The sequence below is a fragment of the Enterobacter cloacae complex sp. IR5450 genome, from assembly GCF_049238665.1.
Classification (GTDB): domain Bacteria; phylum Pseudomonadota; class Gammaproteobacteria; order Enterobacterales; family Enterobacteriaceae; genus Enterobacter; species Enterobacter hormaechei_C.
In genome coordinates this window covers 84,954-98,522 of the sequence record NZ_JBMKIC010000010.1, presented here as the reverse complement: position 1 = coordinate 98,522, position 13,569 = coordinate 84,954, and the positions used below count along the sequence as shown (strand labels likewise).

General features: G+C 56.8%; 13 protein-coding genes. 5 read left to right on the top strand and 8 right to left on the bottom strand.

The window, feature by feature from the left end:
• The first annotated feature begins 2 nt into the window (after nucleotides 1-2).
• Both ACOTYB_RS10665 and ACOTYB_RS10660 read left to right on the top strand, forming a co-directional pair.
• Nucleotides 3-980, top strand: a complete 978-nt coding sequence (locus tag ACOTYB_RS10665; RefSeq protein WP_409248865.1) for an MBL fold metallo-hydrolase — start codon at nucleotides 3-5, stop codon at nucleotides 978-980.
• Between the two features lies 1 nt (nucleotide 981).
• Nucleotides 982-1,890 (top strand): LysR family transcriptional regulator, encoded by a 909-nt coding sequence (locus ACOTYB_RS10660; RefSeq protein WP_126542370.1) that lies wholly within the window; start codon nucleotides 982-984, stop codon nucleotides 1,888-1,890.
• On the opposite strand, the gene ACOTYB_RS10655 is transcribed toward ACOTYB_RS10660, so the two are convergent.
• The gene (locus tag ACOTYB_RS10655; protein WP_045342960.1) at nucleotides 1,881-2,765 is read right to left on the bottom strand and encodes a LysR substrate-binding domain-containing protein; all 885 of its coding nucleotides are present in this window, start codon (nucleotides 2,763-2,765) and stop codon (nucleotides 1,881-1,883) included. The two genes, ACOTYB_RS10660 and ACOTYB_RS10655, sit on opposite strands and share 10 nt — an antisense overlap.
• A gap of 113 nt (nucleotides 2,766-2,878) precedes the next feature.
• Between ACOTYB_RS10655 and ACOTYB_RS10650 the strand changes: the two genes are divergently transcribed.
• The 3 genes from ACOTYB_RS10650 to ACOTYB_RS10640 all read left to right on the top strand — a co-directional run bounded on the left by ACOTYB_RS10650 (nucleotide 2,879) and on the right by ACOTYB_RS10640 (nucleotide 6,075).
• Nucleotides 2,879-4,360, top strand: a complete 1,482-nt coding sequence (locus ACOTYB_RS10650) for a UbiD family decarboxylase (protein WP_061856103.1) — start codon at nucleotides 2,879-2,881, stop codon at nucleotides 4,358-4,360.
• Between the two features lie 130 nt (nucleotides 4,361-4,490).
• Nucleotides 4,491-4,778 (top strand): VF530 family DNA-binding protein, encoded by a 288-nt coding sequence (locus ACOTYB_RS10645; protein ID WP_003857097.1) that lies wholly within the window; start codon nucleotides 4,491-4,493, stop codon nucleotides 4,776-4,778.
• 7 nt (nucleotides 4,779-4,785) lie between these two features.
• Nucleotides 4,786-6,075, top strand: a complete 1,290-nt coding sequence (locus ACOTYB_RS10640) for a glycoside hydrolase family 10 protein (RefSeq protein WP_409248862.1) — start codon at nucleotides 4,786-4,788, stop codon at nucleotides 6,073-6,075.
• 39 nt (nucleotides 6,076-6,114) lie between these two features.
• On the opposite strand, the gene dsbG is transcribed toward ACOTYB_RS10640, so the two are convergent.
• The 7 genes from dsbG to ACOTYB_RS10605 all read right to left on the bottom strand — a co-directional run bounded on the left by dsbG (nucleotide 6,115) and on the right by ACOTYB_RS10605 (nucleotide 13,566).
• Nucleotides 6,115-6,891 (bottom strand): thiol:disulfide interchange protein DsbG, encoded by a 777-nt coding sequence (dsbG, locus tag ACOTYB_RS10635; protein WP_110115468.1) that lies wholly within the window; start codon nucleotides 6,889-6,891, stop codon nucleotides 6,115-6,117.
• Nucleotides 6,892-6,932: 41 nt separating this feature from the next.
• Nucleotides 6,933-7,499 (bottom strand): RNA polymerase sigma factor, encoded by a 567-nt coding sequence (locus ACOTYB_RS10630; RefSeq protein WP_250018382.1) that lies wholly within the window; start codon nucleotides 7,497-7,499, stop codon nucleotides 6,933-6,935.
• Nucleotides 7,496-7,909: a hypothetical protein gene (locus ACOTYB_RS10625; protein WP_015570500.1), complete on the bottom strand. Its 414-nt coding sequence runs from the start codon at nucleotides 7,907-7,909 to the stop codon at nucleotides 7,496-7,498. The genes ACOTYB_RS10630 and ACOTYB_RS10625 overlap by 4 nt, the downstream gene beginning before the upstream one ends.
• A 189-nt stretch (nucleotides 7,910-8,098) precedes the next feature.
• Complete coding sequence (locus ACOTYB_RS10620; RefSeq protein ID WP_220153842.1) at nucleotides 8,099-9,649, bottom strand: methyl-accepting chemotaxis protein; 1,551 nt, start codon at nucleotides 9,647-9,649, stop codon at nucleotides 8,099-8,101.
• Between the two features lie 95 nt (nucleotides 9,650-9,744).
• Nucleotides 9,745-10,761 carry a LacI family DNA-binding transcriptional regulator gene (locus tag ACOTYB_RS10615; protein ID WP_048244109.1) on the bottom strand — a complete coding sequence of 339 codons (1,017 nt, stop codon included), beginning with the start codon at nucleotides 10,759-10,761 and terminating at the stop codon, nucleotides 9,745-9,747.
• Nucleotides 10,762-10,789: 28 nt separating this feature from the next.
• The gene (locus ACOTYB_RS10610) at nucleotides 10,790-12,196 is read right to left on the bottom strand and encodes a sucrose-6-phosphate hydrolase (RefSeq protein ID WP_409248861.1); all 1,407 of its coding nucleotides are present in this window, start codon (nucleotides 12,194-12,196) and stop codon (nucleotides 10,790-10,792) included.
• Nucleotides 12,196-13,566, bottom strand: coding sequence for a sucrose-specific PTS transporter subunit IIBC (locus ACOTYB_RS10605; protein ID WP_421765804.1), 1,371 nt, complete (start codon nucleotides 13,564-13,566; stop codon nucleotides 12,196-12,198). Before ACOTYB_RS10605 ends, ACOTYB_RS10610 begins: the two co-directional genes overlap by 1 nt.
• Between the last annotated feature and the right edge of the window lie 3 nt (nucleotides 13,567-13,569).

Sequence of the window (13,569 nt, the reverse complement as noted above, 5' to 3'; positions counted from 1 at the left end):
TCATGTTTACTGTGAAAAAACTTGCGATATCAACCCTGTTGGCCGGTTCGGTTTTATTCTTTCCCGCTATCCACGCGGTGGCCAGCGTTCCGCAGCATGTGGTGAAACAGCAGGCTGGCGGCTACAGCGTTCAGGTTGGCGATACGATTGTCACCGCCTTTACGGACGGCAGCGTGCCGCAGGATCTGCACGCCTTACTGCGCCGGACGACGGCGGAAAATACCGATGCGTTACTGGCTAAAAACTTCCAGGCCAATCCGGTGGAAGCGTCGATTAACGCGTTCTATATCGCCATCCCCGGCCACAAAATTCTGGTGGATACCGGTTCCGGTCAGCTGTTTGGCCCCGGCAAAGGCGGGCGGCTGATTGAAAGCCTGGCGACCCAGGGCATCAAACCCGAAGATATTACCGATATTCTGATCACCCATGCGCACTCCGATCACGCTGGCGGCCTGGTTAAAGACGGTCAGCGCGTGTTTACCCGCGCGCAGGTGTATGTCGGCAAACCGGATATCGATTTCTTCTTTAACGACGAGAACCAGAAAAAGTCTGGCTATGACCAGAACTACTTCGACGTCGCGCACAAGACCTTAAAGCCCTATCTGGATGCCGGAAAAGTGACGACCTTCTCCGGCACGGAACAGCTTCTGCCGGGCATCAGCGGTACGGTTCACCCGGGTCACACTCCAGGCTCCGCGTTCTACACGCTGGAGAGCAAAGGTGAAAAAATGACTTTTGTCGGCGACATCATTCACGTTGCCGCGGTTCAGTTCCCACAGCCCAACGTGACGATTGCTTACGATGAGGATCAGGACGGCGCCGCCCGGGTGCGCAACGCTGCTTTCGCTGAGTTTGTGAAAAATAAAGCGCTGATTGCGGCGCCACATCTGCCTTTCCCCGGGATCGGCTATGTGACGAAAGGTGAGTGGGACGGCTACGCGTGGGTTCCGGTGACCTATACCAACCGTGACGCAAAATAAGATGTCCCCCTCCGATATGGATATGGACCTGATCCTGACGCTGGATGCGTTACTCAGGGACCAGAATATCACCCATGCCGCCGCGCGGCTGGGCATCAGCCAGCCGGCGATGTCTGCCCGCCTTGCGCGCCTGCGCGTGTTGTTTGGTGAGCCGCTGTTTGTCCCTTCCCCACACGGACGTGGGGTGTTACCGACGCCGCGCGCCGAGGCGTTAAGGCCGCAGGTCGCGACGGTTTTGCAGGGTATATCGGCGATGCTTGAACCCACCACGTTTAACGCGCAGAACAGCAACCGCACCTTTGTGATTGCCTTGCACGAGAACCCGGCGCTGATGCTGGGGGCAGAGTTGCAGAATCAGATTAGCAGTGCGGCGCCAGGTATCCGCCTGCGTTTTGCGCTCCCGGAAACCCAACTGCTGCCAGCGCAGATGGAAAATGGCAATGTGGATATTTATGTCGACGTTAACGCGGTGGCGCACGATGCATGGGTCAGACGCAAGCTGTTTGACGATGAATATGCCACAGCCCAGCGAAAAGGCCATCCGCGCGGTACGGGTCCGATGGATCTGGATAGCTATTGTAGCCTTTCCCACCTGGTGGTTTCATCCGAGGGCGACCCGTTCGCGGGCTTTGTCGATCAGCATCTGGCGGGGCTTGGCCACCAGCGTAACGTAGTGATGTCGACGCAAAGCTATGCGATGGCGCCTGCGATTGTTGCCGGTACCGATTTGCTCTGCACCTTACCCAGACGCATGTTGCTACGGTTTACGCAAACGCTTGATATTTTTCCGCCGCCGCTGGATCTCCCGCCGATCGTCATCGGTATGTACTGGCACCCGAAAAACAGCCAGGATCCGGCTAACCGCTGGCTGCGAGAACAGCTTCTTCAGGCCGCCGGACGTCAGGTATGATCGAGGATACTCATCAATTTTTTCAGCACCTCAGAGCGAATAATCCGGTGGCAAACCAGCGTCAGCTCGCTCTCCCGGAGTCGGTCAAGAATATTCACAAAGACGACGTTTTGTACGCATATCGCCTTCGCTGAAGCCGGCAGCATGGCGATGCCAAACCCTGCCGAGACGAGGCTTATCACCGTGGGGACATCGGTGGCATTTTGCACAACGTCAGGCTGTATGCCCGCGCTGTGGCAGGCATCGTAGAAATATTGCTCCAGCCCCATCCCCTCCGGGTCGCGCAGGGCGATCCACTTCTCCTCTTTCACCGACGCAAGCGTCAGCGCGGCGGAGCCCGCCAGGCTGTGTTGACGAGGTAAGGCCAGCACGGCTTTTTCCGTTGTGAAAGGACGGCTTTGCAGATCGTCAGGCAGCAGCGGTAACGGGGCACGAATAATGGCCACATCCAGCTGGTTGCTTTGCACGCCGGTATAAAGGGTTTGCACATTTCCCGTCATCATGGAAAGGCTGATGGCGGGCCATTTCTCATGTAAAAGCCGCAGCGCGGCGGGCAGCTTACTGTCGAATATCGCACTTGAAACACATCCGAGATTCAGCACGCCCTGTTCTCCTCTGGCCGTCTGTCTGGCATCCAGAATCGCCTGATCGGTCATTAAAATCGCGACTCTGGCTTTACTGAGAAACGCCTCACCGGCTGGCGTCAGCGTCAGGCGACGATTCGCCCGGCTAAAGAGCATTACCCCCAGACGATCTTCAAGCGTTTTTATCTGCTGACTCAGCGCGGGCTGCGCCATGTTAAGGCGCTCCGCCGCTCGATGCATGTGAAGCTCTTCCGCCACCACGATAAAATTGCGCATCAGTCGAAACTGCATACCATGCCTTTATTATTGATAATAAAATTCATATTAAAATAGCATAAATGATGCAATTGATAGCCCTCTTCGTCCGGTTAAGAATGGATGCATTCATCCGAGGGGGGAAAAATATGGAAAACCACATCAACGATCTCAGAAGTGCTATCGAACTGCTAAAACGCCATGAAGGTCAATACCTTGAAACCAGCCATCCGGTCGATCCTGACGCGGAGCTGGCGGGTGTGTACCGGCATATTGGTGCTGGCGGCACGGTAAAACGTCCGACGCGCATTGGCCCGGCGATGATGTTTAACGCTATTAAGGGATACCCCGACTCCCGTATTCTGGTCGGAATGCACGCCAGCCGCGAGCGGGCGGCGCTCCTGTTGGGCTGCGAACCCTCTGAACTGGCAAAACATGTCGGCCAGGCCGTGAAAAACCCGATTGCTCCCGTTGTCGTCCCGGCGGCCCAGGCGCCGTGTCAGGAACAGGTGTTTTATGCCGACAATCCGGACTTCGATCTGCGTAAATTGCTTCCGGCACCGACCAACACGCCGATAGATGCCGGTCCGTTCTTCTGTCTGGGGCTGGTGCTGGCAAGCGATCCGGAAGATGCCTCACTGACCGATGTCACTATTCACCGTCTCTGCGTTCAGGAGCGCGATGAGCTCTCCATGTTTCTTGCCGCGGGCCGCCATATTGAAGTGTTCCGTAAGAAAGCCGAGGAGGCGGGTAAACCGTTGCCGGTCACGATCAATATGGGTCTCGATCCCGCTATCTATATTGGCGCCTGTTTCGAAGCCCCTACCACGCCCTTCGGCTACAACGAACTGGGTGTCGCCGGTGCGTTACGTCAGACCCCCGTCGAGCTGGTGCAGGGTGTGGCCGTAAATGAAAAAGCGATTGCGCGTGCGGAAATTATCATCGAAGGCGAACTGCTGCCGGGCGTGCGCGTAGAAGAAGATCAGCATACCCACACCGGGCACGCGATGCCGGAATTTCCCGGCTACTGCGGGGAGGCTAACCCCTCCTTACCGGTAATCAAAGTGAAGGCCGTCACGATGCGTCATCAGGCGATCCTGCAAACCCTGGTAGGACCGGGCGAAGAGCACACCACGCTGGCCGGTTTGCCAACGGAGGCCAGCATCCGTAATGCGGTGGAAGAAGCCATTCCCGGTTTTCTGCAAAACGTCTATGCGCATACCGCTGGCGGCGGCAAGTTCCTTGGCATATTGCAGGTGAAAAAACGCCAGCCCTCTGACGAAGGGCGTCAGGGTCAGGCGGCTCTCATTGCGTTAGCCACCTATTCCGAGCTTAAAAACATTATTCTCGTCGACGAAGATGTGGATATTTTCGACAGCGACGACATCTTGTGGGCGATGACGACCCGTATGCAGGGCGATGTCAGCATCACCCATCTGCCGGGGATCCGCGGACACCAGCTCGATCCGTCTCAGGCGCCGGACTACAGCCCCTCCATTCGTGGCAACGGGATCACCTGCAAAACGATTTTCGACTGTACGGTGCCCTGGGCGCTGAAGTACCGCTTTGAGCGTGCGCCCTTTATGGAGGTAGACCCAACGCCGTGGGCACCTGAACTGTTTAAAAAATAGCGTTAACCGGAAAATCTTCTTCACCCTTCACGGGTGAAGAACCTCACGCTGAAATTGCCGCGTCCCCTGCTTTCTTGTAACCTTTGAGCGTTTATCACATCCCCATAAAAAATGAGACTACCGGACGCCTATGACAGCACATGTTTCCAACGATCCTTTGCATGGCGTAACGCTCGAAATGCAGGTTAACGCGCTGGTTGCGCGATATGGCTGGAATGAACTGGGCAACCGAATCAAAATCAACTGTTTTCGCAAGGACCCGAGTGTTAAATCGAGTCTGAAGTTCCTGCGCCGCACCCCATGGGCGCGGGCGGAAGTTGAAGCCCTCTACCTCGACTCCCTTCACGATGACGGTAACGGGGAGCAGGACGAACCGGCGTTTAATCCCTGGACGGATAGCCGGACACCCAGGAGCTAACACGCAAATGATGCGACACGTAAAACGGACTGGCGCGCTGCTTGGCTGCGCGCTTTTAATGGTAAGTTGCACTTCCAAACCACCTAAATCACTCGTAATCCCGCTGCCGCAGGCGAAACCTGTACAGCAGACTAACGAACCCATGCGCGGGATCTGGCTGGCGACCGTCTCCCGTCTCGACTGGCCTCCCGTTTCATCGGTGAATGGCCGTAGCGCGGACCAGCGCATCGCCCAGCAACAGCGGGCGTTGACGGACAAGCTCGATAAGCTGAAAAATCTTGGGATCAACACCGTCTTCTTTCAGGTAAAACCGGACAGTACGGCGCTGTGGGCTTCTAAAATACTGCCCTGGTCAGATACCCTGACGGGGACTATCGGGGAAGATCCCGGTTACGATCCGCTTCAGTTTATGCTGGCTGAAGCGCACAAGCGTGGGATGAAGGTTCATGCCTGGTTTAACCCATACCGCGTTTCCACCAACACGAAGCCGTCGACCATCGCCGCGCTTAACCGCACCTCGTCGCTTCATCCTTCGAGCGTGTACGTCCTGCATCCGGAGTGGATCCGCACCTCGGGGGATCGTTTTGTTCTCGACCCGGGCATTCCCGAGGTGCGGGGCTGGATAACCCAGGTGGTGATGGAAGTGGTAAATCATTACCCTGTCGACGGCGTTCAGTTCGATGACTATTTTTACACCGAGACGCCGGGCTCCCCCCTGAATGATGCCTGGACCTTCAGGCGCTATGGCGAAGGATTTTCGTCAAAAGCGGACTGGCGTCGACACAATACGCAGCAGTTGATTGTGCAGGTCTCCAGGGCGATCAAGCAGGCTAAACCTGAGGTCGAATTTGGCGTCAGCCCGGCGGGGGTCTGGCGCAATCGCTCCTTCGACCCGGCAGGCTCGGACACGCGCGGCGCCGCAGCCTATGATGAATCCTACGCTGACACGCGCAAATGGGTACAGCAGGGATTACTGGATTACATTGCGCCGCAGATCTACTGGCCCTTCGCCCGCGACGCGGCACGTTACGATGTGCTGACAAAATGGTGGGCTGACGTGGTGAAACCGACCCACACCCGTCTGTATATCGGGATCGCGTTCTACAAAGTGGGCGCGCCTTCCAGAAACGAACCGGACTGGACGGTGAACGGCGGCGTACCGGAGCTGAAAAAACAGCTCGACCTCAATGATTCACTGCCAGACGTTAAGGGCACCATCCTGTTCCGTGAAGACTATCTTAACCAGCCGCAGACGCAGGAAGCAGTAAATTACCTCCGGGGACGCTGGGGTAGTTGACTGAATAAAGGCAGAAACGTCCAGTTTCTGCCTTTCTTTTTACGGCTTCGGTCCGAACATTGCCTCAAGCTGTTTTGCGTCTGGCATACCCACGACCTGTTGCAGTTCGTTTTGCTCATTCAGGTAATAAATAGCCGGTGTGGCATTCGCGCCAAGACTGTCCATGAGCGTCTGGTGATTTTGCAGGATCTCAACGGTTTCCCGGGACGCCGCTCCTTCAGGTTTCGGCAGCTTTTTACCGCCGGACAGCTCGTACGCTTTCCAGGCCGACACCGGATCTTTCGCATTCAGGATCGCGGAGGCGTTACGCCCGCTGTTCGGGTTAAGAAACGCAACCAGCAGCGTGTTGAGCTGGACCTTGCCAGCCTTCACCCACGGCTGCGCTTCAGCCCAGAACTGCTTGCAGTACGGGCAGTACGGGTCGGCAAAGACGAAGACTTTGCGCGGGGCACTCTCCGCGCCCTCCTTCAGGGGATGCGCCGCATTGAGCTTTTTCCACATCTCGCGGCCCATCGGGGCGTAGATCTCTTTCTGGAAAAAGGCCTCGCTGAGGTTGGTTCCCTTCTCATCATACAGATAGCCAGACACGACGTGCTTTCCGTCAGGGGTCAGAAAGAGCGTCACGCCCATGTCCTGATATTGCCCCAGCCACGCTGGCGCGCCGCCGGGGGCGTCAATTTTCTTAATGATCTTGATGTCCTGCTGTTCACTGAAGTGCTTCACCACATCCGGAAGCGACTCCTCTGCGCTGACCAGCCCCGAAACCATCAGAGCAGAGAGTAACAGCACCTTTTTCTTTGCTAACCGTTGAAGCATAACGACCCCTCTAAAATATTGTTTTTCAGAGTGGTCGAAGTTTATTGCCCTGTCAACGCTTCATAAATATCCTTGAGGCGACTACGCAAAAATCGCACGGCTTTGTGTTTGCGGGATAATAACGCCTGCACACTGTCGCCTGTTTCCTCTGCCAGCACCTTCATGCTGTAGCCCTCAAATTCCGTTTTTTCAAACACCTCGCGCTGAGGTGGCGGCAGTTCCGACAGGGCTTGCCCCAACTCTTCCCATAGCAGCATGTTGAGATACTCCTCCTCCGGCGTTTGCGGTACGCCGAATAACGTTTCTGCAATCTCCTGCTCCGGAAAGTCCTCGTCATCTGCTGTCAGGTACGCCGGCAGTGAAACCTCGTGCTTTTTTCGCGCCTGGTCGATCATCTCATTTCGTGCGGCGCGAAACAGCCAGGCGGCGACGTTCTCGACCGGTTGTTCCACTTTCATCAACTGCCAGGTCACTTCCTGAAGAATATCATCGACATCATCACGAACCGCAGTCCTTCCGCGAATGAAGGCTTTTAGCCGCGTGCGGCAGGCATTGAGTGCCGAGATCAGTAATGATTCCCCCGCCTCACCGGCTTTCATATCGCTCACTCGGCTTCCGGCGCTTTCGCACCGTTATCATCTCGTTTTTCATCCCGGCCATCGTGCCATCGGCAATGACCATGGCGCCCAAATCCCGCCCGACGCTGCTGAATGAAGGCCTCACGTTGTTCGGGGCTCATATTCATCCATTGTTCGTGCATACGGCGGTGCGCACCGAACATACCGGGACGGAAACCCAGCCCACCGAAAAGAATGCGGCTCAGCAGCAGGATCCCCAGCGCCTGCCAGAAGCCAATGGCTTTAACCCCCAGGATGGCCGGGAGCAACGCGTTCCACAGGGACATGACCAGCAGGCCAAGCACCACGAACAGGACTGCGCCAATCACGATGCCCTTACCCATACGATGGCGGCCCAAGCCACGCCCGTGACCTTTTCCATGCATATCAAAATTTCTGATGTGTGCCTCGTTTATGTTGAATGATTATGGTCTCTGATGAGGTAGACGGATGAGAAACAGAAATATTGCCGGGGAAAGAGAAAATTTATGTGATAGCGGCGCTGTATGGATAACAGTATTGGCTGAAGGAGATTGTGCAGCGGCTGAATACAAACATTAAAAAGGCTCCCTCGGGAGCCTCTCTGAACATCACGCCGTAGCAGGCAAACTAAAGCGTGAGATACTCTGGGAAAGCTGCTGCGCCTGCTCCTCCAGCGAGGCGGCGGCGGCGGCGGATTGCTGCACCAGCGCCGCGTTCTGCTGGGTCACACCGTCCATCTCCGTTACGGCCTGCCCAACCTGACCAATCCCGCGGCTCTGCTCTTCTGAGGCAACCGAAATCTGTTCCATCAGCGCATGCACTTTATTCACAGAGCTGATAATAGAATCAATCACCTCTCCCGAACGATTCACCAGTTCCGCACCGTTTTTCACGCTGGAAACAGACTGGGCGATGAGGCTTTCGATATCCTTCGCCGCCACCGCGCTTTTCTGGGCCAGTGTGCGCACTTCACTTGCTACCACGGCAAATCCTCGCCCCTGCGCGCCAGCACGCGCCGCTTCAACGGCCGCGTTTAGCGCCAGAATATTAGTCTGGAAAGCAATGCTGTTGATGACGCTGGTGATGTCCTCAATACGCTTCGAATTGGACGCGATAGTATTCATCGTTTCGATGACTTCACGGGTTACCGCTTCACCGGTATGGGCATTTTTCACGGCATCCTGCACCAGCTTACCGGCCTGGAAAACGTTGTCGGTGTTATTCGCCACCGTCGCGCTCAGCTCTTCCATGCTGGCGGCCGTCTGGGTCAGGGCCGAAGCCTGTTGCTCGGTACGGGAGGCCAGGTCGATATTGCCGGAGGCAATTTCCTGCGCTGCATGCGTCACGGTGTGGCTGGCATCGCGCACCTGAGAAATGGTGGAGAGCAGCGCCTGGCGCATCTGCTCCATCGAGGACATCAGGTGATCGATTTCATTCCCGGAATCACGCTTGATCGGTACCGGTACGTCCAGCTTCCCGGCCGCAATCTGGCGACAGTGCTCGCGCGCCAGGTTCACCGGCGCAAAGACCACGCGTTTCATCAGCAGGCTGACGGCGAAGATCACCACCACGAACAGCACCGCAATGCTGGCGATAATAACCAGACCCGACACAAAATTATGGCTCGCCTCCTCGTTCAGCGTTTTGGCGTACTTCTGGTGAACGGAGAGAACCTGATCGAGCACAATTTCATATTGGCGATCGAGTTGAGACACCACGGGAATAAGAGCGTTGAACCGCGACACATCGTGAGCGGCGGCAGCGGCAATCAGCGGTGCCAGTCCCTGGTTACGGTAATTTTGCCACGCTTGCTGGTAGGCAGTGACCAGCGGGGCTTCGTCCTGCAAACGCGGCGAGGCCATAAAAGCCGAAAATGCACTATCGGCTTTGGTCAGCGCCTCTTTAACCGAGGCCAGTTTCGCAGACGGGTCGGTAGCGTCCCCCGCTTCCACCATTTTCACATACTCCATAACCCTGACGCGCAGGGTTCGGCTGTGGTTAATGGGATCAATAATGGACAGGACAACCTGAATTTCTTTGTTCACATTATCCAGCGAAGTATTACTTTTAATGATGAGCCCAACGCTGGTGGTAGTGCTGGCCACAAAGAAGAAAAGCAGGGAAAACAGGATAATCAGGGATGATTTTTTCAACGACATAACACACCTCAGGGATATAATTTCCCTTTGGTTATCGGCTGAATCCGATCTTTAATTAATTAAAGTTATAGATGTACCCCTCATACGTTACCCTGTCACTCCACGGCCTTGTATCGCCGTTGCAGGGTGGCATCCAGCTTACGCTGGATCGGCTCCGGCGTTTCCCCTTCAATCAGTTTGCCAATCAGATCAAAGCAGTGCCAGGCGAGCTGGCGGTTATCCTGACGAACGGTATCGACAGGAATGGTCAGAGAATCATAGAGATAGTGATCGTCAAAGCTGGCCAGACGCATATCGCTTTGCAGCAGATTATGTTGCCCCATATAGCGCAACACCCCTTCCAGCAGACCGCAGGCGGCGGTAAAAAGGGCTTTTGGCGGGCGGCCCAGGCGTGCGCAAAGCTCGGCAAACATTTCGTAGCCGGAGCTCGGATGGTAATTACCATGAATGATCCATTCCGGACGTAACTCGACGCCAGCGTCACGCAGCCCCTGCTTAAACCCTTCCAGACGGTCACGCGTCGGGGAAAGCCGCGGCTGGCCGCCGAGGAAGTAGAACTCATCCGGATGCTGGCGCGCGATGTCGGCCACCAGTGTGGCGGTTGGGGTAACTGAATCGGTGAGGACCAGCGGCAGAGTACTGTCGTTCATATGACGGTCAAAAAGCACAACGGGCAACTGTTCGCTCAGCTTTTGATAGTCCGCGTCGTTGAGCATGCTGGAGGCGACAATCAGCCCGTCCACCTGGCGGGCCACCATGTTATTGACCACCACCGTCTCCTGGCCCGGATTTTCATCGCTACAGGAGATCAGCAGCTGAACACCCGCCTCGCGGCAGAGGGTCTCCAGCTCATGAGAAAAAACGGCAAACCCGTAGTTGGTGATTTCCGGCACCACCAGACCAATGGTGTGGCTGCGGTTGTCTCGCAGCGAACGGGCGTGAATACTGGGCTGATAATGATGTTCTTTGGCAATCGCCAGCACGCGCTCGCGTGTCTCCTCCGCCACCCGAAGCTCTTTGCTGCGGCCGTTCAGCACCAGGCTGGCGGTGGCTTTTGATACCCCCGCGAGCTCCGCGATATCTTTAATGGTGACGCGTTTTGTTTTTCTCACAACGACTTAGATCCGGCTGCCAAAACCTCTATTCTATCATGCAGCTGCGCAGCGACCAGTAGCGTAATGTGATGTCGGACGCACCTTCGAAGCGTACCTGGGCCGGATGGTCAGGAAAATAGCGGCTGCTCATGACGCCTTCACCGTGATTGATGAAAATTTCGACGCTGGAACGGTCACACAGCACGCGTAAATGATGAACAGTGCCCTGCCAGTAGCGGGTCAGCGTGTCTGCGGTTTTCAGACTGGCGCGTTCCAGACGGATCCCCGCATCATCCACAATCAGTCGCAACGCGCCGGCAAAATCCACGTTCGCGCACGAGGCGCTCAGTTCGAACTCAAGACGCGCTCCCGCCAGCACCGGGGCATCGCTGGCGCGTCCCTGCCAGTGGTGTTCATCCTCGCGCAGCGTTTCCAGCTCACGGACCGGGGTCTGCCAGAGCTTACCGTCGCGGTAGCGCAGCTCGCGAGGACAGGTCATCTGGTGGATCCAGCCGTGCGCCCGCGTAGGCTGGAGCATCTCTTCGCCGTCCGGCACGCCCATCCAGCCGATGAGGAGGCGGCGGCCATCTTCTGCCACCGTGGTTTGCGGCGCGTAAAATTCGAATCCGGCGTCAAGCTCATGCAGCTCGCCGTGCGTAAATGCAGGCGTTTGATAATCAAAGGCCCCGCTCATCCAGACGGCCGGATAGGTGTTGAGATAGCGATGCGGTTCGCGCGCCAGCCCCTGCGGGCAGCAGATCAAGACGTGTGTGCCATCAAGCGCAAACAGATCCGGGCACTCCCACATATAGCCCGCGTCCGTGAGTCCGTTGACGCCGTGACCGGCGATTTCGCCGCAGGGCGCCCAGGTGTGTAAATCGGCTGACGTAAACAGCAGCACCTTGCCGCGCTTATACCGATCCTGCGCCCCGAGCACCATGTACCACTGCCCGTCATGGCGCCACACTTTCGGATCGCGGACGTGCCCGGTATACCCGTCCGGCAGAGGCAACACCGGTCCCAGTTTGGCAAACGTGCCGTCGTCATTTTGCACCGCCAGACACTGCCAGGCGGTGCGGCCGCCATCGTCAAACTTAACGTTGCCGGTATAGCACAGGGTCAGCACGCCGTTGTTATCCACGGCGCTGCCGGAGTAACAGCCGTTGCGGTCATACTCTTCGTCAGGCATCAGCGCCATTGGCTCGTGCTGCCAGTGCACCAGATCTGCTGAGCTCCAGTGTCCCCAGCACTTGTAGCGATGATCGCAGCCCAGCGGGTTCCACTGATAAAACAGATGATAGCGTCCGGCAAACCAGATAAAGCCGTTCGGATCGTTCATCAGCCCCGTCACCGGCGCGGGATGCCATTGCGGATAGTGGCTGTCCGCCAGCGCACGCGGCTGGCCTTGCATCACGGCCTGCAACACGGCAGGCCAGCGGGAAGGTAAGGTCATTATTCAGAGTCCGTCTTATATTTCAGCAGCAGAGAGACGGTGAACGCCACGCCAAAGGCAATCACCATGCCGATAATATAGTTGAGCAGCGAGCTGGCCTGAACGATAGCCATACCGGGAATCGCGGTCAGGCCAACGGCGGTCATGTAGACATGCACCGACACCACCCAGGCACCGCCCGCCGCACCACCGATCAGCGCCGCGATAAACGGCTTCACAAAACGCAGGTTGATGCCAAAAATTGCCGCTTCGGTGATGCCCAGCATCGCGGAAAACGCCGACGGTAAGGTAATGGCTTTGATTTTAGCATCGCGGGTTTTGAACCACACCGCCAGACACGCCCCGCCCTGCGCCACGTTCGCCATCGCCCAGATCGGCAGCAGGAAGTTAACGCCAATCGACGGATTACCCAGCAGTCCGGCCTCAATAGCGTGGAAGCTGTGGTGAATGCCGGTAATGACAATCACCGAATAGAGCCCACCAAACAACAGCCCGGCCAGCCAGCCCGCGTGGGCAATCAGGGTGCTAAGAATGAAGGAGATCCCGTCGCCCAACGCGCGTCCCGCCGGGCCAATAATCAACAGCGCGATAAAGCCGGAGATAATGACGGTCAGGAACGGCGTCAGGATCAGATCTAACGCATCCGGTATTGCCCGGCGCAGCTGTTTTTCCACAATGCTCATAAACCACACCGCCAGCAGCACCGGGAAGACGGTTCCCTGATAGCCAATCATGGCGATTTCAAGACCGAAGAAGTTCATGGTGTGGAAGCCGGACGCTACGCCCCAGGCGTTGGTCAGCGCCGGATGAGTCAGGATGCCGCCGAGCGTTGCCCCCAGATACGGGTTGCCGCCAAACTCCCGCGCGGCGGTGAAGCCAATCAGGAACGGCAGAATAATAAACGCCGCCGAGCTGCACATATCCAGCATGATATAGAGCGCGTTATCCGGATTAACCCAGCCGTAGGTTTTAACCATCCCCAGCAGGCCCATCAGCAGACCCGAGGCCACGATCGCCGGGATAATCGGCACGAAGATGTTGGAGAGCAGACGCGCGATACGCTGGAACGGGTTCAGCTTGCGGGCCGCAATATCGGCCGCTTCCGATTTACTGGACTCGCTAATTCCTGCCGCCTGAATAAACGCGGCGTAAACCTTATTCACCACCCCGGTGCCGAAGATCACCTGCATCTGCCCGGCGTTGCGAAAACAGCCTTTCACGCCTTCAACCTTGCCGATAGCCTGCTGGTCGGCAAGCGCATCGTCGACCAGCACCAGACGAAGGCGCGTGGCGCAGTGTGCCGCGCTGGCAATGTTCTCTTTGCCACCGAGCAGCGGAATAAGCTCGCGCGCAATATGATTAAAATCCATAGA